General features: G+C 60.3%; 22 protein-coding genes and 1 tRNA gene. 11 read left to right on the plus strand and 12 right to left on the minus strand.

Features of this window, described 5'->3' with window-relative positions:
* Positions 1–160: 160 nt before the first annotated feature.
* Positions 161–2,041, minus strand: a complete 1,881-nt coding sequence (locus tag ACOOFN_RS00100) for a M2 family metallopeptidase (RefSeq protein ID WP_420432440.1) — start codon at positions 2,039–2,041, stop codon at positions 161–163.
* Between the two features lie 287 nt (positions 2,042–2,328).
* Between ACOOFN_RS00100 and ACOOFN_RS00105 the strand changes: the two genes are divergently transcribed.
* Positions 2,329–4,470 carry a reprolysin-like metallopeptidase gene (locus ACOOFN_RS00105; protein WP_420432442.1) on the plus strand — a complete coding sequence of 714 codons (2,142 nt, stop codon included), beginning with the start codon at positions 2,329–2,331 and terminating at the stop codon, positions 4,468–4,470.
* 123 nt (positions 4,471–4,593) lie between these two features.
* Entirely contained in the window at positions 4,594–5,058 is a 465-nt protein-coding gene (locus ACOOFN_RS00110; RefSeq protein WP_420432444.1) for a DUF2147 domain-containing protein, read from the plus strand.
* Positions 5,059–5,085: 27 nt separating this feature from the next.
* Here ACOOFN_RS00110 and ACOOFN_RS00115 read toward each other — a convergent pair.
* A tRNA-Ser gene (locus tag ACOOFN_RS00115) sits at positions 5,086–5,173 on the minus strand.
* A 209-nt stretch (positions 5,174–5,382) separates the two neighbouring features.
* Between ACOOFN_RS00115 and ACOOFN_RS00120 the strand changes: the two genes are divergently transcribed.
* The 7 genes from ACOOFN_RS00120 (at position 5,383) to mazG (ending at position 11,471) form a co-directional block, all read left to right on the plus strand.
* Entirely contained in the window at positions 5,383–6,123 is a 741-nt protein-coding gene (locus tag ACOOFN_RS00120; protein ID WP_420432446.1) for a septal ring lytic transglycosylase RlpA family protein, read from the plus strand.
* 92 nt (positions 6,124–6,215) lie between these two features.
* Positions 6,216–7,346 carry a D-alanyl-D-alanine carboxypeptidase family protein gene (locus ACOOFN_RS00125; protein ID WP_420432448.1) on the plus strand — a complete coding sequence of 377 codons (1,131 nt, stop codon included), beginning with the start codon at positions 6,216–6,218 and terminating at the stop codon, positions 7,344–7,346.
* Positions 7,346–7,978: a dTMP kinase gene (gene tmk / locus ACOOFN_RS00130; RefSeq protein WP_420432450.1), complete on the plus strand. Its 633-nt coding sequence runs from the start codon at positions 7,346–7,348 to the stop codon at positions 7,976–7,978. Before ACOOFN_RS00125 ends, tmk begins: the two co-directional genes overlap by 1 nt.
* A complete protein-coding gene (locus ACOOFN_RS00135) occupies positions 7,971–8,978 on the plus strand; it encodes a DNA polymerase III subunit delta' (protein WP_420432452.1) in 1,008 nt (335 codons plus the stop codon). Before tmk ends, ACOOFN_RS00135 begins: the two co-directional genes overlap by 8 nt.
* A gap of 3 nt (positions 8,979–8,981) precedes the next feature.
* A complete protein-coding gene (locus ACOOFN_RS00140) occupies positions 8,982–9,767 on the plus strand; it encodes a TatD family hydrolase (protein ID WP_420432454.1) in 786 nt (261 codons plus the stop codon).
* On the plus strand, positions 9,764–10,615 hold the full coding sequence (locus tag ACOOFN_RS00145; protein WP_420432456.1) for an MBL fold metallo-hydrolase: 852 nt from the start codon (positions 9,764–9,766) through the stop codon (positions 10,613–10,615). The genes ACOOFN_RS00140 and ACOOFN_RS00145 overlap by 4 nt, the downstream gene beginning before the upstream one ends.
* Positions 10,616–10,721: 106 nt before the next feature.
* Positions 10,722–11,471, plus strand: coding sequence for a nucleoside triphosphate pyrophosphohydrolase (gene mazG / locus ACOOFN_RS00150; protein ID WP_420435081.1), 750 nt, complete (start codon positions 10,722–10,724; stop codon positions 11,469–11,471).
* Between the two features lies 1 nt (position 11,472).
* On the opposite strand, the gene hflX is transcribed toward mazG, so the two are convergent.
* The 8 genes from hflX to dusB all read right to left on the minus strand — a co-directional run bounded on the left by hflX (position 11,473) and on the right by dusB (position 21,576).
* Positions 11,473–12,795: a GTPase HflX gene (gene hflX / locus ACOOFN_RS00155; protein ID WP_420432458.1), complete on the minus strand. Its 1,323-nt coding sequence runs from the start codon at positions 12,793–12,795 to the stop codon at positions 11,473–11,475.
* On the minus strand, positions 12,792–13,052 hold the full coding sequence (gene hfq, locus ACOOFN_RS00160) for an RNA chaperone Hfq (protein WP_420432460.1): 261 nt from the start codon (positions 13,050–13,052) through the stop codon (positions 12,792–12,794). Before hfq ends, hflX begins: the two co-directional genes overlap by 4 nt.
* A 41-nt stretch (positions 13,053–13,093) precedes the next feature.
* Complete coding sequence (locus ACOOFN_RS00165; RefSeq protein ID WP_420432462.1) at positions 13,094–14,017, minus strand: D-amino-acid transaminase; 924 nt, start codon at positions 14,015–14,017, stop codon at positions 13,094–13,096.
* 3 nt (positions 14,018–14,020) lie between these two features.
* The gene (locus tag ACOOFN_RS00170) at positions 14,021–15,433 is read right to left on the minus strand and encodes a potassium transporter TrkG (protein ID WP_420432464.1); all 1,413 of its coding nucleotides are present in this window, start codon (positions 15,431–15,433) and stop codon (positions 14,021–14,023) included.
* Between the two features lie 6 nt (positions 15,434–15,439).
* Entirely contained in the window at positions 15,440–16,813 is a 1,374-nt protein-coding gene (gene trkA / locus ACOOFN_RS00175) for a Trk system potassium transporter TrkA (protein ID WP_420432466.1), read from the minus strand.
* Between the two features lie 10 nt (positions 16,814–16,823).
* Positions 16,824–18,227 carry a sigma-54-dependent transcriptional regulator gene (locus ACOOFN_RS00180; RefSeq protein WP_420432468.1) on the minus strand — a complete coding sequence of 468 codons (1,404 nt, stop codon included), beginning with the start codon at positions 18,225–18,227 and terminating at the stop codon, positions 16,824–16,826.
* Between the two features lie 3 nt (positions 18,228–18,230).
* Positions 18,231–20,483 carry an ATP-binding protein gene (locus ACOOFN_RS00185; RefSeq protein ID WP_420432470.1) on the minus strand — a complete coding sequence of 751 codons (2,253 nt, stop codon included), beginning with the start codon at positions 20,481–20,483 and terminating at the stop codon, positions 18,231–18,233.
* 64 nt (positions 20,484–20,547) lie between these two features.
* Positions 20,548–21,576 (minus strand): tRNA dihydrouridine synthase DusB, encoded by a 1,029-nt coding sequence (gene dusB / locus ACOOFN_RS00190; protein ID WP_420432472.1) that lies wholly within the window; start codon positions 21,574–21,576, stop codon positions 20,548–20,550.
* 51 nt (positions 21,577–21,627) lie between these two features.
* On the opposite strand from dusB, the gene ACOOFN_RS00195 reads away from it, so the two are divergent.
* Together ACOOFN_RS00195 and ACOOFN_RS00200 are read left to right on the plus strand one after the other, a co-directional pair.
* Positions 21,628–22,749, plus strand: a complete 1,122-nt coding sequence (locus tag ACOOFN_RS00195; protein WP_420435083.1) for a bifunctional 2-C-methyl-D-erythritol 4-phosphate cytidylyltransferase/2-C-methyl-D-erythritol 2,4-cyclodiphosphate synthase — start codon at positions 21,628–21,630, stop codon at positions 22,747–22,749.
* Positions 22,742–23,242, plus strand: coding sequence for a CinA family protein (locus ACOOFN_RS00200; RefSeq protein WP_420432474.1), 501 nt, complete (start codon positions 22,742–22,744; stop codon positions 23,240–23,242). The genes ACOOFN_RS00195 and ACOOFN_RS00200 overlap by 8 nt, the downstream gene beginning before the upstream one ends.
* Here the strand turns inward: ACOOFN_RS00200 and ACOOFN_RS00205 are convergent.
* Positions 23,219–23,719: a type II toxin-antitoxin system RatA family toxin gene (locus tag ACOOFN_RS00205; protein ID WP_420432476.1), complete on the minus strand. Its 501-nt coding sequence runs from the start codon at positions 23,717–23,719 to the stop codon at positions 23,219–23,221. The genes ACOOFN_RS00200 and ACOOFN_RS00205 overlap by 24 nt on opposite strands.
* Positions 23,719–24,678, minus strand: coding sequence for a lipoyl synthase (gene lipA, locus ACOOFN_RS00210; RefSeq protein WP_420432478.1), 960 nt, complete (start codon positions 24,676–24,678; stop codon positions 23,719–23,721). The genes ACOOFN_RS00205 and lipA overlap by 1 nt, the downstream gene beginning before the upstream one ends.
* Between the last annotated feature and the right edge of the window lie 18 nt (positions 24,679–24,696).

Genomic DNA, 24,696 nt, shown 5'->3' on the forward strand with positions numbered 1-24,696 from the left:
AAATACCTGCTGCTTCGCGCTGGCGGCAGAGTAGACAGTCGCGGCACAAACCGGAAGCGCCCTGCCAGTGCAATCTGCATATCGGTTCCACGGCGAGGCGGAGGCGTAAAGAAAAGGGGCGGCCCTGTCAGCCGCCCCTGTCTGCCGTCTTGCGAGCCGCTTACCAGCCGCACTGACGGTCAGCATTCTCTTCTTCGAGATACTCCATCAGCGGTGCGAAATAAGCGATGATGGCCGAGCCATCCATTTCACGCGTGCCCGTGAACGCCTCCAGTGCATCCGGCCAGGGCTGTGATTGTCCCATCTCCATCATCGCCAGGAAGCGCTGTCCGACCTCTTCATTGCCGTAGATCGAGCAGCGATGCAGCGGACCTTCCCAGCCCGCCATCTCGCAGGCGGCCTGGTGGAACTGGAACTGCATGATGAAGCTCAGGAAATAACGCAGATAGGGCGTGTTATTGGGGATGTGGAATTTGGCACCCGGATCGAAAGCGTCACCCGGACGCGCACCGCCCGGAGCAATGATGCCCTGATAGCGAGTCCGCAATTCCCACCAGCTTTCATTGTAGGTCTCAGGCGGCGTGTCGCCGCGCAGAACGCCCCAGCGCCACTGGTCCATCATCAGGCCGAAGGGCAGAAAAGCGATCTTGTCGAGCGCCTGGCGCATCAGGATGCCGAGATCGGCATCGGCACTCGGCACTTCGTCAATGAGGTCGATCGCCTGCAGGTATTCGGGCGTGATCGACAGGCCGACGAAATCGCCGATCGCTTCGTGGAAGCCGTCATGTGCGCCGCCGCGGAACAGGAAGTCCTGAACAGCGTAGGCGCGCTGGTAGTAGTTGTGGCCGAGTTCATGGTGGACGGTCTGGAAATCCTCGCCATTGACCTCGGTACACATCTTGATCCGGATGTCATCGACGGCGTCGATATCCCATGCGGAAGCATGACATACCACGTTACGGTCGCGTGGCTGGGTGATCAGCGACCGCTCCCAGAATGTCTCGGGCAGCGGTTCGAAGCCCAGCGAAGAGAAGAATTCCTCGCCGGTGCGCACCATGTCCTCGGCAGTGTAATTCCGGGCTTCAAGCAGGGCGGTGACGTCGAGCCCGTCATCCGAGGCGCCTTCCGGCGCGACGATATCGTAGATGTTCGACCATTGCTGGGCCCACATATTGCCCAGAAGATCCGCGCGGATCGGTCCGGTCGCCGGCTGGACGTTACTGCCATATTCCTCGTTCAGGCCGGCGCGAACATGGCAATGCAGCTGCTCATAAAGCGGCTCGACCTGGCTCCAGAGACGCTCGACCTCGGCTTCCATGTCCTCCGGCGGCATGTCGTAGTTTGACAGCCACATATCGGCGAGATTGTCGAACCCGAGTTCGTTGGCGCCCTCATTGGCGATGTCCACCATACGCGCATATAGCGGCGCCATATCGACTGCATTGGTCCGCCAGCCCTGCCAGATATCCTGCAGAATCTCCGGGTCTCGCGACGTCTCGATAATATTCGACAGCACCTGGAGATCGGCGGGCTCGCCGTCAACGTCATAAGTGCCGGTCGAGTACATGGTACCGAGCTGTGTCGCAATTTCGGATAACTCGGTTGCCGCGCCCTCGGTGGACGGGGCGGGCAGGGTGATCCCAGTGCGCAAAATGTTGAGCTTGCGTTCCATGTCCGGCGGCAGGTCGAGATGGGTATAGCGTGCGGCCTCATTGGCCAGTTCGACGGCCAGTTCCGTGGACGCTGCACCGGCCCGCGAGGCCAGCCAATTGGTATCGTCGGTGATGAAATTGGCCTGAACCCAGAAGATCCGGGCCGTGTAATTCCAATCTTCCAGCAGCCGCGCTTCAGCGTTCTCGAGGAAAGCCCGCGCATCGGCGATCGTTACTTCCGAATCGGAGTCCTCGCGAGTTGCCGCGCCCTCCATCTGGGTCCCCGACATCGCCACATCGGCAGGTTGATCATCTGTTTCGGGTGTTTGCGGCGAGCAGGCGGCAAGCATCAGGGCAGTACCGACTGTGCCTAACAGCAATTTCTTCATTCAGGTCTCTCCGTGGCAGGGCTGCCTGCCTGCATCCATTGAAGGCGCCAATAGCGCGTATTCCACAACGCAAAACCAGAGTGGTGGGAATGTCAATTTCCGGACGCTGACACATTCTCCATTCAAGGCTGCGTCGATGGTTTCTGCGATTGCCAGCGAAAAAACCTAAGTCCGGGTAGTTTCACTATGTCGAATCCGGAATTCGCTCTAGTCTTTCCGCCATCACAACGCGACGGGATGCTGATCGAAACGCTCGAGCCGCGAGCGAATTGCTTGGGGAGATAGAAATGAGACAATTCCTGATTGCCGGTACTGTGCTGGCCTTGTTGCCGGCTTCCGCACTGGCAGACGATATGTTCCGCGGGATGCAGACGCCTGCAGCCGACGGCGAAATGCGGATGCAGTTCGACAATATCGACCCCGAGATCATGCAGATGGATACGGGCGAACGGGTCACGCTGAATTTCGGTTCCGGTTTTGAAGCCGAACTTGATCGCATCGGCGTGCAGGAACTCGGCGCACGCGTCTGGGTCGGGCGGATTGCCGATCGCACCATCCAAAACCGCGTCATCATTTCGCAGATGAACGGTTTTACCTTCGGCCAGATTCAAGCGCCGGATGGTGTATACTGGATCTATCCGGCGAATAATGGACACGAAATCGTTCGCGTGCCCGATGACGCTGTCGAGATCGAATTGCGCGGCGACGGTATTGTCCCGACGGGTGCGCTGCTTGAACTCGCGACCGCAGAACGCATTTCGGAATCGCTTCCCGATGTCGGAGAAGCGGTTGCAGTGGGCTCCAATGGCACGCTGGATATAGCGGTATTCTATTCCGACAGTTTTGTGACGCGTTGGGGGCTCGCGACCGGCGGGCGGATACAGTATCTGGTCGCGTTGCTCGACCAGGCGCTCATTGATTCTGATACGGGGCTTCGTGCTCGCGTCGTACACACGGACAGCGTCAGCGTCACGACCGAAACGGAAGAATTGGCGCAAACGCTCTACAATCTTACTGGACTTGCCCCGTCGGGCGAGACTGTGACGCAAGATCTTAGTGCATTGCGAACGGCGCGAGACACTTACGGCGCGGACCTGGTGAGCATCGTGATGCGATCGCAAACCGGTCAAAGCAGCTGCGGCGTAGGCTGGTTGAACGGCGGATCGGATGACGACATTTCAGCGACCGCAGATGACCATCTCGGCTTTTCCGTGTCAGCTGACTGGATTCGTGATGTCGATTTCCCGTCGGGTAGCTTCAGTTTCTGTTCGGATACAACTTTCGCGCACGAGATCGGACACAATATGGGTTTTGCGCATAACGTCGAAGATGCCAGTGGCGGTATTGGCCAGGGCGTGCGCGACTTTGCCCACGGACACCGTGTCGATGGCGAATTTCGCACGATCATGTCGTACAGTTCCGGCACCGGTGAGGACCGCGTCAACTATTTCTCGAATCCGGACGTTACGCTCTGTCCCGGAGGGGCTGCATGCGGAATTGCTGCCCCCGGGGAGGTCAGCCACAGCGGATTGATTTCGCCGGCGACCGACGACCCGGCTGACAACGCCCGGGCCGCGCGCGAGGAAAGCCTGAACATCGTAGATTTCCGGGCGACGGCGTCGCGTGTTGTCTCTTCGGTGCTGCCGATTACACGCACAGTCGAGGCCGGCACGACCGCTACGGCGTTTGCGTCCGTCATCAATCCGGCGGCCACGGGATCGACCGCAACCGGTTGCGGACTGCGTTTGCCCGGCGCAACCTCGTCCCAGTTCTCCTATCAGACGACGACTTCGTCGAACGCGCTGACCGGGACGCCGGACACGACCACCAGCATAGCCGCAGGCGCGACGCAGAATTTCATCTTCAGCGTGACGAGCGCGACGGCCTTCGATGACAATGTCGATCAGCCGACGAGCTTCAGCTCCGGAAATAATGAAACCGAGCTGTTTATCGAAGCGTTCTGCGGCAATCGCCGGTCCGCGGAATACCGGCTGGGTCTTAACTCGCTGACATTCCGGGCAACCTCGACGGCGCCGACCGACATCATTGCCCTGGCGGCCACCCTGGCCGCCAATCCGGGCTATGTTGTGGTTCCGACTACCGGCAATATGGTCGGCGTGTTTTCCGTCGCGATTTCCAATGTCGGCGTCTCGGGTTCGGTCACGGTCACGGCCGATACCGGGTCACAAACGCTGGCAGTCGACGAGATCGAGATTTGTCAAACAAATACGAGCGGGGCGTGCACAGATACGCGCGAGAACAGCAAGACGCTGACCGTAGCAGCGGATGGCACCGCGACGTTTGGCATATTCGTCCGCGGAACCGGCAGCGCGATCGCCAATGATCCTGCTGATAACCGGGTGTTTGTGCGTTTTGCGGTCGGCGGTGATCCGGTCGGCGCGACCAGCGTCGCCGTCCGCACCGATTGACCGGTTCAAGCCAATTCCAGCTGAAAGCCCGGCAATCGATCTGCCGGGCTTTTTCTTGTGGCGCATCACGATCTCGTCATCCGGCTATCCCGGACCGAAAGCTGCTTTCCCTCGGAAAAAGTGATGGGTAGTCTCGATCGCGAACAGACAATCGAGAGCTACACCATGAAATTTCTTGTCCTGTCATTGGCCGGTATTCTAGCCCTTCCTTCCGTGGCAATGGCCAATCCCCATGATGTCTTCGGCGTGTATGCCGTTGAAGACGGCACATCGCATATCGAAATCGCCGATTGCGGTGACGGAACGCCGTGCGGCAAGGTGGTCTGGATCGATCCGGAGTCTATCGAGAGCGGGCTGGCGCCTGAAGAGGTGACATCGCCGGCAACGGGAGAGCCCGTGTTGGGGCTGACCATTCTGCACGGCCTTCGCCAGGCCCGGAACGACTGGCGTGGCGGCACGATCTACAGCCCGTCAGTTGATCGCACTTATGGTGCGCGGATCCGCCAGCTGGATAGCGGATTGCTTGAGGTCAAGGGCTGTATCGGCCCGATTTGCCAGACGCAGCTGTGGACATCGGTTGAGCGATGACGGCCTGACAATCCGTATAGAAATATATGGCGGAGGAGGAGGGATTCGAACCCCCGGAACCTCGCGGTTCAACGGTTTTCAAGACCGCCGCATTCGACCACTCTGCCACTCCTCCGCGAGCGGTGTGCCCTCTTAGCGGCCCTTGGGGCGTCGAGGCAACCGCCGATTGCTTACGCTTGTTTCACGGTTTTGGTCTAGCCTTGCGCGATCGTGTTCATAAGATGGAGCAGACAGGTGGCGGGTCATTCGCGGAGTCGGATCGTGATTGCAGCACTGGTTTGTGCGACATTGTTGGGTGCGTGTTCGACATCGCCTTCGGCCTACATGGTTCGCGGGATTTCGACCGGCACTGCCGCGCCAACGGCCACCCGGTCCACGTCCGGCACATCGGGTTTCAGTGGCGAAAGCGGCGAGCAGAAGATCGGCCGCCCCTATACAATCAATGGCCGGACCTATGTGCCCGCCCGCGACGATGATTACGACGCTACGGGCATCTCCTCCTGGTACGGGCCGAATTTTCACGGCCGCCCCACCGCCAATGGCGAGATTTTTGATCAGAATGTCTTGAGCGCGGCGCATCCGACACTGCCGATTCCGGCGATGATCGAGGTCACCAACCTGGAAAATGGGCGCTCGGCGGTGCTGCGACTCAACGACCGCGGCCCGTTTGCCCATGACCGCATACTCGATGTCAGCCGTGCAGCAGCGGTGGAGCTCGGTTTTCTGCAACAGGGAACCGCGCAGGTTCGAGTCCGCTATCTGGGACCGCCAGACGGCGTCGAGCCAGCTGGCAATGTTGCTGACAGCCGCATTTATACGGTTCAGCAGACGGATGGCCGTTTCCGGGTGCAGGCAGGCGCCTTCTCGCTACGCGAGAACGCCGAAGCGATGCGCCGTCGCCTGTCCCCGGAAGATCCGGCCATTGTGGAGCAGGCCCGTGTCAACGGGCGCAACATTTACCGCGTCTTTGTCGGCAGCGACCTGTCGCGCAGCCAGGCGGATGCGCTGCGTCGCGATCTCGGCCGCTACGGCGTATTCGACGCCACTGTGGTGGCGCTGAACTGATACCGGGCTTGCCGTGGAGGCAGCCACGCGTTTCAATCTCTCCCCAAGTCCAGATGGCTGTCTGATTCCGCGATGGAGAGATGCGCGTGCGCATGATTGCCCTTACCTGCCTGCTTGTTCTTTTGCCCGGCGCCACTGCTGCGCAGGAATTCCGGACGTCGGCGAGCCACGCCGTCATTCTCGACTTCGAGACGGGAGAAGTTCTTTTCAATCACAATGGCGATGAGCGGATGCCGCCAGCGTCAATGTCGAAGCTGATGACGCTGTTGATGGCGTTCGAAGCCATCGAACGCGGCGCATTGTCTCTCGATGACGAATTGCCGGTATCCGAGTACGCTTGGCGCACGGGTGGATCGGCTTCCGGCTCCTCCACCATGTTCCTCGAGGTCAATTCGCGGGCAAGGGTCGATGACCTTCTGCGCGGCATCATCGTGCAATCCGGAAATGATGCATGCATCGTGATCGCGGAGGCCCTGTCCGGTTCTGAATCAGCGTTTGCAGCCGACATGACCGCCCGTGCCCGCGAGCTCGGGCTCGACAGTGCGAGCTTTGCCAATTCGACCGGCTGGCCACATCCCGACCAGAGGATTTCGGCAATCGACCTAGCACGCCTGGCGGCCATCCTGATCCGCGATTTCCCCGACCTCTACGAAATCTTCGCCGAGCGCGACTTCACCTATAACGGCATCCGGCAGTTCAATCGCAATCCGCTGCTCGCGACGATGGATTCGGTCGACGGTCTGAAGACCGGTCATACCGAGGAGAGCGGCTATGGGCTTGTCGCTTCCGGCGAGCGCGATGGCGTGCGCCGCATCGTTGTCTACAACGGTATGGACAGTGAACGCTCGCGCGCCAATGAAGGCGAGCGCCTGATGCGCGCAGCGCTGACGGATTTCGAAATCGTGGAGCTGGCCCATGCTGGCGACGAGATCGGGTCAGCGGAAGTATTTCTCGGACAACAGGAAACAGTGGCGCTGCGGCTGGCCGAAGATGTCCGGCTGGGCGTGCATGTTCGCGCGCGCGACGATATTCGTGCCGAGATTGTTTATGATGGTCCGGTGGCCGCGCCGGTTTCGGATGGCGATATTATTGCCGCTCTGGAGGTTTCCGCTCCGGGTACAGAGCCACGGCGTTATGACCTTGTGGCGGCCGAATCGGTTGCGCGCAAGGGCCTGCTCGGCCGGGCCATTGCCGGCCTGGGCAATTTGTTCGGACTCAATTGATGGGACACGGCCTTTTTGTCACGCTGGAGGGCGGGGAAGGGGCCGGTAAGTCGACCTTGGCCCGGACCCTGAAAGGGAAGCTTGAGAGCGAGGGGCGGGCAGTGGTCCTGACGCGTGAACCCGGTGGGACGCCGGGGGCTGAACAGATACGCGAATTGCTAGTGCGCGGCGACGCCGATCGCTGGTCAGCAATGACCGAAGCGCTGCTGTTCTATGCGGCGCGGGTCGATCATGTCGAGAAGGTGATCCGACCGGAAGTCGCTGCCGGCCGAATCGTCATCTCGGATCGTTTTGCGGATTCGACATTGGCATACCAGGGCGCGGCCGGCGGTGTCCCGCGCGAGCGGCTGAAAGCATTGCACGAGATCGCGCTGGGAAACTTTCAGCCTGCCCTGACGCTGCTGATCGACATTCCGCCGGAAACCGGTCTGTCGCGGACCAAGGGACGCGACGGTATCGAAGCGCGGTTTGAATCGAAGGCGCTGGCATTTCACGCCCGGCTTCGGGCTGCTTATCATGCGTTGGCCGAGTCCGAACCCGGTCGTTTTGTCGTGCTCGATGGTGGACAGCCGCCGGACGTTATTGCGCAACAGGCCTTGTCTGCGATTCTCGAAAGGCTGGGCGATGGCTGACGGCGAGCTCGAACCCGATTGCGAAGCGGGCTGTGCGCCGCCACGCGAAATAGACGCGCTGGTCGGACATGCAGATGCGGTTAATGAGTTTGAGACGCTCTACCGGGACGGCCGCTTGCACCACGCCTGGATGATCACCGGGCCGAAAGGGGTCGGCAAGGCGAGCCTGGCTTATCTCCTAGCAGGGCAAATGCTGGCTGGAGATGCCGGCGATGACGCTGCGCGGCAAAAGATCCGTGCCCAGGCGCATCCAAATCTTCTGACCATTCGCCGTCCATGGGATGACAAGCGAAAGCGATGGAAGGGCGAGATTACGATCGACGAGATTCGCCGGGTGCCTGACTTCTTTTCGCGGAGTGCTGGCGAAGCAGGTTGGCGGATCGCGATTATCGATTCGATGGATGAGTTAAATAACAATGCATCCAATGCGTTATTGAAAACTCTTGAGGAGCCACCTGAAAAGGGTTTGCTGTTTCTCCTGACCCATTCTCCAGGCCGTCTCCTGCCAACGATCCGGTCACGATGCCGGCGGCTTGACCTGCGTCCACCGGCCCGCGCCGAGTGCCTTGATTGGCTGGTTGAGCAGCACGGGATTGCCGCGAGCGATGCCGAGCCGGCACTCGAGATGGCGGAAGGCGCACCGGGACGGGCGCTAGCTCTGGCGCGTGCCGGTGCGATTGGAATAGAGCAGGACATTGCCGGCCTGTTCGGCCGACTGCCACAATGGGATGCGAAGCTTTCGCGGCGACTTTCGGCGAAGGTTTCGTCCAAGGCTGGCGAAAGCCTGCGGCCGCATTTCTATGCGACCCTGACCCGGCAAACGGCCAACCGAGCCCGCGTCGCGGCCGCCGAAGGCCGGTCGCCGGATCCCTGGCTGGATGCCTGGCGGCAACTGAAAGGACTGGCCCGAGAGGCCGACGCCATCTATCTCGACCCGAAACAGGCCGCGTTGGCGGCCCTGGCACAGATCGAACACGCGGCACGCGAGGCCAACCGCTAGTCCATGCTGATCGATAGTCACACAAACCTTCATGGCGAGACATATGCCGACGAGCTCGATGCCGTGATGCAACGCGCCGCCAGTGCAGGCGTGGGCGGCATGATCGCGATATGCTGCCGGCTTTCGGATTTCGCAGACGTTTTGGACATCGCCGAGCGATACGAAAATGTCTGGTGCACGATTGGCGCCCATCCGCACCACGCCAAGGACAGGCCGGGCATCAGTGCGGACGAAATCGTCGAGATCGCGCAGCATCCCAAGGTGATTGGCATCGGCGAGACCGGCCTGGACTTTCACTACGGATATTCGCCGCGCGAAGACCAGTATCAAAGCCTGGCCGCCCATATCGAAGCTGCGAGACGGACCGATCTGCCGCTGATATTGCACATGCGCGAAGCCGATAGCGAGATGGCCGACTTACTCGAAACCGAAATGGGGAAGGGGCGTTTCCGGGTGCTTCTTCATTGCTATACGGGCGGTGGCGACCTGGCGCGTCGGGCGACGGCGCTCGGCGCCTATTTCGCCGCGTCGGGCATCATCACCTTCAAGAAAGCCGAAGATGTGCGCCGCGTATTCCGCGATGACGTACCCGACGATCGCATCATTATCGAGACGGATTGCCCTTATCTTGCGCCGGTTCCGCATCGCGGGAAACGCAATGAGCCGGCATTCTTGCCCGATGTCCTTGCAGGGGTTTGCGATACGCTTGGATGGAGTTGGGACGAGGGCGCGGCCAAGACCACCGATGCCTTCTTTCGCCTGTTCTCGAAAGCGGAGCGTCCAGGATGAGCGAAGCGGACGTCTGGCAGTTGACAATACTCGGTTGCGGCTCGTCGGGCGGCGTACCGCGGCCGGATGGAGACTGGGGGGCGTGTGACCCGAACGATCCGCGCAACCGTCGACGGCGCTGCAGCCTGCTGGTGGAATATGCGGACAATGAAGACCGGTTCAATGCCGGCGAGCGTACCATCGTGGTTGTTGATACATCACCGGATTTCCGCGAACAGATGCTGTCAGCCGGCGTGAAACGGCTCGATGGCGTGCTGTTCACACACGATCACGCAGATCAGACGCACGGGATCGACGATTTGCGGCCCTATGTACTGCGCGCGCGCAAACGGCTACCGGTCTGGATGATGCCGGAGACGGCGGCGAGCCTGACTGCACGGTTCAGCTATATCTTCCATTCCCGGCCGGGGTCGCCGTATCCGGCCATTCTGGACCTTAAGGAAATCAATGCCGAGCAACGTGTTTTCGAGGTTCCGGGCGCCGGTGGCGATATGCCGGTATCGATGGCACGTCTCGACCATGGACGGATCCAGTCGGCCGGATTCCGATTCGGCCCGTTTGCCTATTCACCGGACGTCAGCGGCATTTCAGACGCCAGTTTCAAGCTGTTCGACGATGTCCCGTGCTGGATACTCGACGCGTTGCGGGAAACGCCCCATCCGACTCATGCGAGTGTCAGTGACGCCTTGGTCTGGCTCAAGCGGGCCAATGCGGGGAAGGGAATCCTGACCAACCTTCATGTCGATCTCGATTATGCTGCGTTGGCTGACAGGACGCCGGATCATGTTTCGCCTGCTTTCGACAATCAGATCCTGTACGCGCTTGGAAACATCGTACAACAACAATGATATATGATATGTCTCATAATATACATTATGCGTACTTTATGAAACTGAACCAAATGATGGCAGTGCGATGACACAGCAATCTCCCCTGCAACGCCTGCGCACCATCATGGAAAAGCTACGCGACCCGGAAACCGGATGTCCCTGGGATATCGAACAACGCTTCGAGACTGTTGCGCCATACACGATCGAGGAAGCCTACGAGGTCGATGACGCGATACGCCGTGGCGACATGGCCGATCTGAAGTCCGAACTCGGAGATCTTCTGCTCCAGGTGGTATTCCACGCCCGGATGGCCGAGGAAGCCGGCCTGTTTGATCTTGATGACGTCGCGACATCCATTTCCGACAAGATGGTCCGGCGCCATCCGCACGTGTTCGGCGATACCCAATATGCCGACAGCGAAGCACAAACCCGGAGCTGGGAAGAGCTGAAAGCCGCCGAACGCAAGGAAAAAACGGGTTCAGATGGCTTGCTGGATGATGTTCCCCTCGCCTTGCCCGGCCTGAAACGCGCCCAGAAGCTTCAAAAACGCGCCGGAACGGTCGGGTTTGACTGGCCTGATGTGGGGCGTGTTCTGGAAAAACTCGACGAAGAGGTCGCCGAGGTGCGCGAAGCGCTTGAATCGGAAGATGCGGATAAAATCGAAGATGAAATCGGCGATTTATTGTTTGTTTGTACGAATTTGGCGCGAAAAACCAAAGTAGATAGTGAAGCGGCCTTGCGGCGAGCGAGTGCGAAATTCGAACGACGCTTCCGCTATATCGAAGAGACGCTGAAAGCCCAGAAACGCGATATTCGGAAAGCCAGCCTGGAAGAGATGGAATCGCTCTGGATCGAGGCCAAGGCCCGCGAATAATTCAGCTCGCATCCTCGAGGTCCGGCACCAGACCCGGGAATTGCGAGGAAAAACGCCCCGCTGCTTCCGGTGAGAGGCGTGTGCGGGCGGTCGTGACGCCCTTTTCGTCGACATCCTCGGAGATCACGGCGCCATGCTCGTGCAGCCAGGCGATGGCGCGGTGCTCGGATGCGCCGGCCTTTACCGTCAGGATGACCGACTTGGAGTCTATGGCCCGATCGATCAATTCCAGCAGACGGTCTATCCCCTCGCCTGTCTGGGCCGAGACGCTGACCGCTGCGATCGCATCATCGCTCTTGTGCGGCAGATCGGCGACCTGGTCAGGATCGAATTCGTCATTCCAGAGATCAATCTTGTTGAATACCTCGATGACCGGCTGACCGTGCTCTGCGCCGGCGTCGATGGCATCGAGAATGGCTTCGACCTCGCGCCGCCGAACATCGAAATCGACAGCCGAAACGTCCAGCACGTGCACGATGATGTCGGCCTCCCGCACTTCTTCCAGCGTGGCTCGAAAAGCCGCGACCAGCTCGGTGGGAAGATCGGTGATAAAGCCGACCGTATCGGACAACAGCATCTGCGTGCCTGCCGGCGTGCGGAATCCGCGAATGGTCGTATCGAGCGTCGCGAAAGGCATGTCCTTGGCGAACACGCCGGCGCCGGTGATGCGGTTGAAGAGGGTCGACTTCCCGGCATTTGTATATCCGACGATCGCCACCAGAGGGAACGGTGCCGTCTGCCGCGTTTTCCTGTGCAGTGCGCGCGTGCGTCGCACGTCTTCGAGCTCCCGGCGGAGTTTCGCCATCCGGTCCGCCAACATGCGGCGGTCGGCCTCGATCTGGGTCTCCCCCGGCCCGCCCAGGAAGCCGACACCGCCGCGCTGCCGCTCCAAGTGAGTCCAGGTCCGGACCAGACGAGAGCGTTCATAGGCCAGTCGTGCGAGCTCGACCTGCAGGCGTCCCTCCTTGGTTCGTGCGCGTAGCCCGAAGATTTCAAGGATAAGCCCCGTCCGGTCGATCACCTTGACTTTCCAGGCCTTTTCGAGATTGCGTTGCTGGACGGGCGACAAGGCGGCGTCAATCACCGCCACATTGACATCGAGCGAAGCAATATGCGCGCCCATCTCTTCCAGCTTGCCGCGCCCAAAGAAGCGGCCGGGATCGATCTTCCGTACAGGTGCGAAGGTCGACTCGACAACGTCGAGCCCGAGAGCCTCAGCCAATCCTGTTGCCTCGTCCAGGCGCGCATCTTCCTCGGGTTCCCCGCTCCCCAATCGGGCGCGGATGACGATGGCCTTGTCGGCCGGCGTACCTGTCTCGATCAATCCGCGTCATCTCCGCTGTCCTGTTCTTCCTCGAAGAGGGAGACAGGCGCCGAGGGCATGATCGTTGAAATGGCGTGCTTGTAGACCAGTTGCGACTGACCATCGCGGCGCAACAGAAGGCAGAAATTGTCAAACCAGGTAACCACGCCCTGGAGTTTTACGCCGTTCACGAGGAAAATCGTCAACGGTGTTTTGGTCTTGCGGACGGAGTTTAGAAACACGTCCTGAAGATTATTGCTCTTGCGTTCGCCCGACATGGTCTGCTCCTGTTGTTGTTCTTTTTTGGACCCGAACAGCACTAATTCTGAAGGCGTTTTGACTGGCGTGCAACCAGCCAAACCGGCCGCCGCGCCGAAGAACGGCGCGACCGCTCTTTCGCAGTTGCAACATAACTGTGGCGGAGCCGCAAGGACAAACTGCCCGGATGGCCGTTGCCGACCGCTTGCCCGTCGATCTGGACGACGGGCGTCAGATAGGATGTCGCAGAAGTGATAAAGGCCTCCCGCGCTTGCAGGGCTTCGTCACGCGAAAACGGCCTTTCCTCGGTCTTCAATCCCTCCCGATCCGCGAGTGCGAGAATTATCCGGCGGGTAATGCCGTTCAAGATGTCGTTGTTGGCTGGGCGCGTCACCAGCACGCCATCGGCATTGATTATCCATGCATTGGCAGCCGCGCCTTCGGTGATCATGCCATTGGGGTCAATCATCCAGCATTCGGCCGCGCCTTTCCTGTGAGCGGCTTGTTTGGCGATGACGTTCGGCAACAACGATACTGTCTTGATGTCCCGCCGCGCCCAACGTTCGTCAGGCCGCGTGATGATCGAGATGCCGTGACGCGCGCGGGCTTCTGCTGCCGCGGCCGGCGGTGATCGCACCGTGATGACAATGCTCGCTGGCACTGCCGGATCCGGATAGACATGGTCCCGGCGCGCAACGCCGCGTGAAATCTGCAGATAGACAAGACCGTGATGAATGCGATTCACCGAGACAAGGCGATGCAGGACCGCGGTCAACGCCGAATCGGAAACCGGTTGGCGGATTTCGAGTTCTCTCAATGATCGTGCGAGCCGTGTCAGGTGTCCGTCGAAATCGGTCAGCGCCCCATCGATAACGCCCCAGACTTCATAGACCGCATCCGCAAACTGGTAGCCGCGATCCTCAACGTGCACCGCTGCTTGTGCATGAGGAACGTATTGGCCGTTAACGTAGGCGATGCGTGGCATGAATCAGAATCTCCGAAATAAGGCGGCGATCGCCGCCAGCCCGGCCAGAACCTCGAGGCGGCCGAGCACCATCAGGACAATCGCCATGATCTTGGACGCGGAAGACAGGTCGGGCCATCCATGATCCGGTGACAATTGGTCATGCAACGGACCGGCGTTGGCAAGCGCCGTCGAGGCGATGCTCCAGGCGGATTCGAACGGTTCGCCGGCGAGTGCAAATAACACGACCGCTACCGCCACCAGGCCGATATAGCCGAGCACGGTGACCCATAATGCGAGCATGGCGGGATTGTCTGTGGTGCGCCCCCGGTGCTTCACGCTGACAACGCCGGAAGGATGCGCCATGCGCGCCAATTCCACCAGGGAGCCACGCGACAGGATGACGAGCCGGGAAATCTTGAGCCCGCCAGCGGTGGACGTGGCAGCGCCGCCGATCATTGCGGCAAGCACGGCTGCAAGGGGGGCATGCCCTGCCGCATTGTCGACGGTGAATCCGCTTGTCGACACAACAAAGACCGCATCGGCAATGATGGCGAGGGGGCCTGACCCGCCGCTGGTTCCGATCGCGAACAGGACCGACAGGCCGACGACCAGAAGGAGCATTGCCGCGACATCGGTGTCTCTCGGTATCCTGCGCTGGGTCACGACCGCCCGGAGATAGGCAATGTTCGATGCGCCCAGGAGACAGATAAGGGTCAAAGTTGCGATTGCTGCTCCCGACACCTGCCCTTCGAGCGGGCCGGAGGAAACCGTGTAACCTCCGGTGGATAATGCCGACAGGGACAGGCAGAGCGCCTCGAAGGCCGGCACGCCAAAACCCGCAAGAACCAGATAGCCCAGAGCGGCGAGGCCCGCGTAGATCACAGCGATACGCCGGGCAGCGACGTGCAGGTTAGAAAAGATGTTGTCGTGATCCGCGGTCAGCAGGAATGACTTGCGGAGTTCCAGCCCGGCTTTGTCGAAGGCGGCGAGTACGCCGGCCGCCGTCAGCAGGGTCAGAAAACCGCCCAGAAAGCTGAGCAGGCAACGCCAGAAGATGAGGGTGTCGGGCACATTCTCCGGCGCCGCCAGAATGGCACCTGTCGTGGTCAGCGCGGAATAGGCTTCGAACAGCGCTTGAAGATATCCCATTCCCGGCGTCAGCAGCAGGAAAGGGACAACAAAGAAGAGCGGCGTGATGATCCACAGCGCCATCACGAACGCCGATGCTTCGGCCGCGCGCGCGATCAGCTTGACGCCGGTGGAGGCCGACCAGATCAACCCGCCTGCAAAACCGAGCATGGCGGCCGTAATCAGAAACGACTGCACCGCCAGAAAGTCGCCGGCCGGAAGCGCGAAGAGCGCGACGAGAAAGATGACCAGCGCCAGGGCTGTCCAGGTCTGGCCCAAGGGCCGGAGGACACCGAGCATGGACATGGGCGGCTAGAAATAATCCAGGCTGACGCGGAACAGGCGTTCGACCTTGGAAACGGCCGAAGCTTCCGCGAAGAGCAGCATCCGGTCGCCTTCCTTCACGATCGTGCCGTCGCCAGGCATGCAGATCTTGCCTTCCTGTACGAGCGCACCGACGGTGACATTGTCCGGCAGTTCGAGTTCGTCGATGGACTTGCCAAGCAGCGGCGAAGTGGCGAGCACCACCCCTTCCAATGCCTCGGCGAGGCCGCCGGCGATTGATTGAAGGCCGGTGATCCGGCCGCGCCGGATATGCTGCAGAATCGTCGAGACCGTGGTTGTTCGCGGATCGATGAAAACGTCGACATCTAACGCATCGCGAAGCGGTGCGAATGCCTGTTCGTTGACCAGACAGATGGCACGGCCCGCCCCTACCCGTTTCGCCATGACCGCACTTAGCAAATTGACCTTGTCATCATTGGTGACGCAGATGATCAACTCGGCCCGGTCGGCACCGGCTTCGCTAAGCAATTCTGGCGTCAGACCGTCGCCATGCAGGACTACTGTGCGTTTGAGCTGATCGGCTGCGCTTTCGGCGCGCTGCTTGTCGGCTTCGATCAGTCGAACCTTGACCCGGCCAAGCCGCTCCAGAGCGCGCGCAACGTAGACCCCGATATTGCCCGCGCCGACGATGACAACCCGTCTAACGCGTTCGGTTTCCTGACCGAAAATCTGCAGCGCCCGTTCCAGCATTGCCGGTTCGATCGAGATGTAGATCTCGTCATCGGCCAACAGCGGGTCTGCTGCGGTCGGTACGAACAGCTTGCCCTCGCGATTAACGCCGCACAGCGACAAGCGGAGGTCCGGGAAGATGTCCCTGATCTGGTCGATCGAGGATCCCGCGACGGGGCTGTCCTCGTCCATGCGAATTCCGAGCAGTTGAACGCGTCCACCTGCGAACAGGGCAGTAGAAAACGCGCCAGGCGTTTCAACCCGCTGCAGAATAGAGCGACCGACTTCCAGTTCTGGCGAGATCACCACATCGACCGGTAGGTTTCCGGTCGAAAACAGGCCGCGCCAGGCCGGGTCGAGATAGGATTGGGCGCGAACGCGTGCGATCCGCATCGGAGTCTTGAACAGCGAGTGTGCTACCTGGGCAGCAATCATGTTGGTTTCGTCGGAATGCGTGACGGCCACCAGCAGTTCTGCATCACCGACACCCGCGCGTTCCAGCGCGTCAGGATGCGACCCATGGCCGACAATGCCGCGGACATCGAGATCGGTCGTGACCTGGGAAATCAGCTCCGGCGACCAGTCGACCACTGTCACCGCATTGCCTTCGCGGGATAGCGCCTTGGCGATCCCGTATCCAACGCGCCCTGCCCCACAAACGACAGCCTTCATGGCGTCATCCTTATTCCTCGGCGAGCTCGCCTTCAGAGCGGGCTTCAGAGGTGCTTACCCCTAAAGACTTGAGCTTGCGATGCAAGGCAGAGCGTTCCATGCCGATAAAAGCAGCGGTGCGCGAAATATTGCCGCCGAAGCGATTTATCTGTGATTTCAAATACTCACGCTCGAACTTCTCGCGTGCATCACGCAGGGGAAGCGCGATCATGCGTTCCGCGTCAAATCCGGCTTCGTCGGTTTCGCGTCCCGCCACCTCTGACGGTAACGAATCGAGCGTGATGACGCCGTCTTCATTGCCGGAAGACAAAATCAGCAACCGTTCGACATTGTTCCGGAGCTGCCGAACATTTCCGGGCCAGTTATGGGCCTGCAAGGCTGCCATCGCATCTTCGCCGATTTCGCGCTTGGCAAGACCTGAATAGGCCGTGATCTTCGATAGGAAATGCCGCACTAGCAGCGGAATGTCTTCGCGACGTTCGGCCAGCCCGGGGACTTCCACGGGCACCACAGCCAATCGATGATACAGATCTTCGCGGAAGAGACCGTTTGAAATGTGATCGCGCAGATTGCGCGATGAAGACGAGATCACGCGGACATTAATGCGCACATCGGCGCTGCCGCCGAGCCGGCGAAAGCTGGAATCGACAAGCATGCGCAACAGTTTGTTCTGTGTGGCGATGGGCATGTCGCCGATTTCATCGAAGAAAAGCGTACCGCCATGCGCGCGTTCGAGCAGGCCAATCTGGCTCACAAGGCCCTGGTCGCTCTCGGCTCCGAACAATTCCTGCTCAACACGATCTGGAGCCATTCCCGCCGCGTTCACGGCGACAAAGGGCGCCTTGGCGCGCGGCGAGCTGGCGTGAATCAAACGGGCAACGACTTCCTTGCCGCTCCCGGCGGGGCCGGTAATCAGGACGCGGCTGTTGGTGGGCGCCACGCGATCGATCATCTGTCGCAACTGGGTGATCACGCTTGATTTCCCGATGAGCTCGGTTTCGCCGGCGCCCTTGGCCCGCAGCTCGGCATTTTCGCGGCGCAGTTGGCTGGCTTCCATGGCGCGTTCGATCGTCAGGATCAGCTTGTCGCTCTTGAACGGTTTCTCGATGAAATCGTAAGCGCCTTTCCGGATGGCGGCTACGGCGGTTTCGATCGTGCCGTGACCGGAAATGACAATGACCGGCAATTCCGAATCGACCTTTTTCATTTCCGCGAGCAGTTCGATCCCGTCGAGCCGGCTGCCTTGCAGCCAGACATCGAGGATGACTAGCGAGGGTTTGCGCGTGCGAATGGCGTCGAGCGCGTCATCGGCATTGGCGGCCTCTCGGGCATGATAGCCCTCATCTTCCAGCAATCCGGCGACGAGATCGCGGATGTCTTCTTCATCATCAACAATGAGAATGTCGTTTGCCATGTCTCACACCTGGGCACTTTCTTCTTCGGAAGCGATATCCGGGCCAACTTCATGGGATAGCGGGAATTTCATGCGCACGATCGCACCCGCACCGGTGGCCGGCGAGTCAAGTTCGAGCCGTCCGCCATGGTCCTCCATGACCCGTTTGACGATGGCGAGGCCAAGTCCGGTGCCTTTCTCGCGAGTCGTCATATAGGGTTCAGTGAGGCGATCGCGGTTGACGATCGGCCAGCCGAGCCCGTTATCCGTAATCGTGATTTCCGCGAAATCACCGGTGGCACGCAAGACCAGCTCGATACGTCCCGGTGCGTCGTTCTGTGCGTCGCCCTCGACACGCGCAATGACGCTTTCCGCGGCATTCTTGACGATATTTGTGAGGGCTTGCGCGGCCAGTCGCTCATCGCAATCTGCCGCGATATCAGGCGTTTCCTCGTCGAATTCCACCGTGATGGAGGGCGTCGCGACCCGCTGTGCAAACACGACATTGCGTATCAATTCCCTTAGGCCGACGCGTTCGATCTTCGGCTGCGGCATGCGCGCAAAGGACGAAAATTCATCCACCATGCGACCGATATCGCTGACCTGGCGGACGATTGTTTCCACACAGCGATCGAAAGTCCCGCCATCGGCCTCGTCGATCTCCTTTCGGTACCGACGCTGCAAGCGTTCGGCGGACAACTGGATCGGCGTCAGCGGATTCTTGATCTCGTGTGCGATCCGCCGCGCGACATCCCGCCAGGCGGCGCTGCGTTGCGCGGCGACCAAGCGGCTGACATCGTCGAAGGTGACGATGAGCCCGGCTTCCTGGTCGAGACCGGCGCAGACATTGAGGCTGATCGGGTGATCTTCCTGTTCGGCCAGCTCGACCTGGGCTTCCGCCTGTTCGCCTTGTCGCTGGCGGGCCTGCACAGCCACGCTTTCGAGCTCCGGCGAGATCGCTGCCAGCTTCTTGCCCACGAGTTCCTCTTCGCTTCGCCCGAGCAGGTCGCAGGCCGGCCGGTTCACCAGCGTTATATTGTCCTGATCGTCGAGCCCGATCACGCCAGCACTGACGCCTGAGAGCACGGCTTCGGTGAAGGCGCGGCGGCGTTCCGACTGATTGTGAGCCATGACCAGCTCGCGGCGCTGACCACGAAGCTGCCGGGTCATGCGATTGAAGGCACGGCCGAGCGTGGCAATCTCGTCGTCCTCGCGATTCACTTCAACGCGGGCTTCAAGGTTGCCTTGCCGAACCTGTTCTGCCGCCCTGACCAGGCTCGAGACGGGGCGGACAACGCGGGTAGCCGCCGACAAGGCCAGCCAGATCGCGCCCAGAAGGATGAGAATCGCGGTCTCGATATAGACCAGCACGAAGACCAGCCGGGTTTCCGCCTCGCTTTGCGTCGCGGCTCGATAATCGTCCAGAGCCGCCTGGGCACGCTGCAAAAGCGTGAGATCGATATCCAGCGTGACGTAAAGGAAAGTGTCACTATATGCCGGCAGGAGCAGCAAGGCGCGCAGTGCCGGATCGTTTTCGGTCAATTGATCCGGGTCTGAAAGGCCGAGGTCCCCACCACGGGCCAGTTCGTACAGGCGATCAGACGGCGGCACGAATTCGGGTGCACCGGCGTCTTCGGCACGCGCCCGAACATTGCCTTCACCGTCGACCAGGTAAGCCGAGTCAAACCCGCGAACGATGACCTGGCGCCGGAAATAGCTGTTGTAGGTGTCGCGGTCCTCCGAGAACGCTTCCACCGGATCGCTTTGGCTGAGGTCGAATGCCATCAACTGTATCTCGTTAAGGGCTTCGTCTGCCTGCTGTTCCACGATCGCCCTGGCCGTGCTGGCCGCCGATTCGACGACGGTGTTCACACGCTCGCCGAACCAGTATTCGACACCGCGCGTCAGCACACCCCCGAGGAATAGCGCCATGAGAATGGCGGGCGCGGCGGCCGCGAGCGAGAACATGGCGACAAAGCGAAGATGCAGGCGTGGCGCGGGCTCGCCATATTTCCGACCGGCGAACCGACGCGCAACGCGATAGCCGACCATTGCCGCCACGGCGAGCAGCACAACGAGATTGGCGATCAGAAGATAGATCAGATTGCGACGACCCGGAAAGCTCTGGTCGTCGCCGAAAATCAATATGCTGGCTGCGTAAACGATGAGCGTCAGCGAGACTGCAACACCGGTCCAGAGCCCTACAGCCAAGCCCTTCGGCAGGGACAGGCGTTCGCCAGGCGATTGTGGCGTTTTATCAATCGTATCTGCCGACATTCATTGGATATTCGCCGAGTTGTTGCCCCAGATCAACACCCTTGTGTCGTTCGTATCACAGGCGTCAGGCCGCCATCGCGGGGTGTGACCCGATCTGATCAAGCATGCGGAACGCTTCCGCGGGATTTTCCGCGCGACACAACGGTTGGCGCATTTCTGCAAGTTGTGGCAGCTCGGCATGCAGGAAAGCGGCAAAATGCTTGCGCATCATTCGCAGGCCAATGAACTCGTCATAGAAGCCAAGCGAGGCATCGAGCTGGGATTTAAGTGCATCGATCTTGTGCGCCAGTGGTACCGGTCTCATCTGCCCCGCCAACGCCGCGTCGAGTTCGGCGACAAGCCAGGGACGGCCTTCAGCTGCACGGCCGACCATGACCAGATCCGCACACGATTGCTCCAATGCCGTCTGTGCGCTCGCAAGGTTGCGGATATCGCCGTTGACGACAACCGGCACGGAGACCGCAGGCTTGACGTCTCGGACCCGGCGCCAGTCGGCCTCGCCCTTGTAGAATTGCTGGCGGGTACGGCCGTGCACGGTGATCAGCTTCACACCAATGGCTTCGGCCCGACGCGCCAGCTCTGGCGCATTGATCGACTCATGATCCCAGCCCAAACGCATTTTCAGCGTCACCGGAACCGACACGGCGGACACCGTCGCCTCGATCAACTCCGCGGCGTGATCGAGATCTCTCATCAAAGCGGAGCCGGATAGCCCATTGGTTACCTTCTTGGCCGGGCAACCCATATTGATATCGATGATATCGGCGCCTTCGTTTTCGGCGATATGCGCGGCTTCGCGCATCCATCGTGCTTCGCGGCCCGCGAGCTGCAGGATCTTGAGACCTGCGCCATCGTCCAGAGCGGCCTTGCCCCAGGCCTGTTTGCCACCGGTCACGAATTCCTCGCTTGCCACCATCTCGCTGACCACCAGTTCGGCACCGAATGCTCGCGCTTGCTGACGAAAAGGCAAATCGGTGACGCCGGACATCGGCGCCAACATTGCGCGGGCGGATACGGAATAGGGGCCGATCTGGAGCATGAGTGCGTGCGGTCTCTGGTCTCGAAAGCCGCCGGAAACTATAGAGGTCACCATGAAATCTCAAGCAGGGACGTCGAGACGGTGCGCCAGAAATCGATAGCTGCGGTGATTGTTGCCGCCGGACGCGGCCAGCGGGCTGGCGAAGGGCTCCCGAAGCAATATCGCCTGCTTGATGGCGAACCCGTCCTGCGACGGACGGTCCGAGTCTTTCATGAGCACCCCCTGGTCACGCACATATGCGTCGTGATCCATCGCGACGATACTTCACATTTCAAATCTGCAGTTGAAGATTTTGCTGTAAGTTTTTGTTTCGGTGGCGATACACGCTCCGACTCTGTGATGAATGGCCTCGATCATTTAGCTGGCAAGGGCATTGATCATGTGCTGATTCATGACGCTGCGCGGCCGTTTGTGCGGGCTGCATTGATCGATCGCCTGCTTGCGACGCTGGATATTGTTCCTGCCGCCATTCCCTTCCTACCGCAGATCGAAGCCACATTTACCCGCGATGGCGATCTTATCGGTCACCCGGTTGATCGCGGCGGGCTGATCCGCGCGCAGACGCCGCAAGCGTTTCATTATACGGCAATCCGCGATGCGTTTGCGTCGGGCGGGCCGGACAAGACCTATCCCGACGAGGCCAGTCTCGCACGGGCGGCCGGATTGGACGTCGCGCTGGTGGAAGGCGATGAGGCGAACAGGAAACTGACGTTTGCAGCGGATTTCGGTCCTGGAGCTACATTGCCGCTTGTCCGGTTCGGTACCGGCTATGACGTGCATCGTCTTGGCGACGGCGACGGTATCTGGCTGGGAGGCGTATGGATCCCCTGCCCGTTTCAGCTGATCGGTCACTCGGATGCTGACGTCGTCCTGCACGCATTGACCGACGGGATACTGGGCGCGATCGGCGAAGGTGATATTGGCCAGCATTTCCCGCCGTCAGAGGCGCGCTGGAAGGATGCTGCCTCGGAAGCCTTTGTCCGCCACGCTGTGGAGCTGGCGTCACAGCACGGCGCGCAAATCGTCCATGCGGACATGACGGTGATCTGCGAGGCGCCGCGGATCGGCCCGCATCGGGCCGCGATGCGCGAGAGGATTGCGCAGCTGCTTGCCTTGCCGCGGTCATCGGTCAACGTCAAAGCCACAACGACCGAAGGCCTCGGGTTTACAGGTCGGCGTGAAGGCATCGCGGCGCAGGCCGCAGTCACGGTGCAGATGCATGAATGATCTCGACGCCGAAATCTCTGCACTTGCCGCACAGCTTGTGCCAGCGGCGGCGGCCAAACAGCTGAGACTCGTGACAGCGGAAAGCTGCACCGGTGGGCTCGTTGGCGGTGCCATCACACGCATCCCCGGATCCTCGGACGCTTTCGATCGCGGATATATCACCTATTCAAATGCAGCGAAGATTGCGCTTCTCGATGTTTCGGCGGCCTCGCTTGAAGCGGCCGGGGCAGTCTCGCGCGAAGTTGCCCAGGAAATGGCTGACGGTGCATTGGAAGCTTCCGGATGTGATGTAGCCGTATCGATTACCGGTATCGCCGGCCCCGGAAGGAGCGCGCACAAGCCCGCCGGATTGGTCTGGTTCGGCCTGGCGACTGCCAAGGGTTTGAAGCTGACGCGGGAACGACAATTCGGTGATGTCGGCCGTGATGCGGTCCGTCAGGCGTCGGTCAGGGAGGCGCTGGAATTCCTGTTACTCGGTGTAGACCGTTCTTAGATCGCCAAACTCTTGCTCGCCGATGGTCGGGTACCGGCGGTCAGCTTCCTCGACGAAATGCCGGATCAGGGTGCGCACGGCTCGATCCTTGTTGGCATTCAGCAACATGCCCAGAACCATGTTGGCGAACTCGAACTTTATCGAGAAATCGATTTGCGTCGAGCCATCTGCCAACGGCGTGAGCCGCCAGCAATTATCGAGAGTCCTGAACGGCCCTTTCACGAGATTGACGTTGATCTCCAACGTCTGCGGATCGGCATCGACCCGCGTCACGAAGCGTTCGCGCGCGATCTTGTAACGCACAAGCGCTTCAGCGATGAAATGCCGGTCATTGTCTTCGTCACTGGAGCGCCCGATGATCCGGAGATTGGTTATGTACGGGACAAATTCCGGATAGCGTTCGACGTCAGACACGAGCGCGAAAATATCAGAGGCCGCGTGACGGACCCGGATGGTTTCGGCAACGCTTGACGTCATTACCGCGTCAGCGCGTCTTCGCGAGCTTTGCGCAGGCGTTTGAAATCATCGCCGGCATGATAGCTCGAGCGGGTCAGCGGCGTCGCTGAAACCATCAGGAAGCCCTTGGCCCTGGCAATGGTCTCATAGGCCTTGAATTCCTTGGGATCGACAAATCGTGCGACCGAGGCGTGCTTGCGCGTCGGCTGCAGATATTGGCCGATGGTGAGAAAGTCGATGCCGGCGGAGCGCATGTCGTCCATGACCTGCATGACCTCTTCCTTGGATTCACCCAGTCCGACCATCAGCCCAGATTTGGTGAATTGTGAAGGATCGCGTTCCTTGACCTGCTCCAGCAAGCGCAGCGAATGATAGTAGCGAGCGCCCGGGCGGACAGAGAGATAAAGCCGCGGCACGGTTTCGAGATTGTGGTTGAAGACGTCCGGTTTGGCGTCGATCACCATTTCAACCGCGCCCGATTTGCGCAGGAAGTCCGGTGTCAGTATCTCGATCGTGGTTTGAGGCGATGCCGTCCGGATCGCGTTGATCACGTCGACGAAGTGTTGTGCACCGCCATCATCGAGGTCGTCACGATCGACAGACGTGATCACAACGTGTTGCAGCTCCATCTTGACGACTGCGTCGGCGATCCGGTTCGCTTCGTCGTGATCGACCGCTTCCGGCAAACCGGTCTTCACATTGCAGAAGGCGCAAGCGCGGGTGCAGGTGTCGCCGAGGATCATGAATGTGGCGTGTTTCTGGGTCCAGCATTCGCCAATGTTCGGACAACCGGCTTCCTCGCAGACCGTGACGAGATCGTTGTCCTTCACGATCTTTCGCGTCTCGGCATAGTCCTTTCCGACCGGTGCACGCACACGAATCCAGTCGGGCTTGCGCTGGACCGGGTTATCCGGCCGGTGCTGCTTCTCCGGATGACGCGGCTTTGCGTTTTCCGTGAGGGTGTCAATAAGGTTCGCCATTACGGCGCAACATGGCGC

The organism is Hyphobacterium sp. (assembly GCF_965217055.1).
Lineage (GTDB): Bacteria > Pseudomonadota > Alphaproteobacteria > Caulobacterales > Maricaulaceae > Hyphobacterium.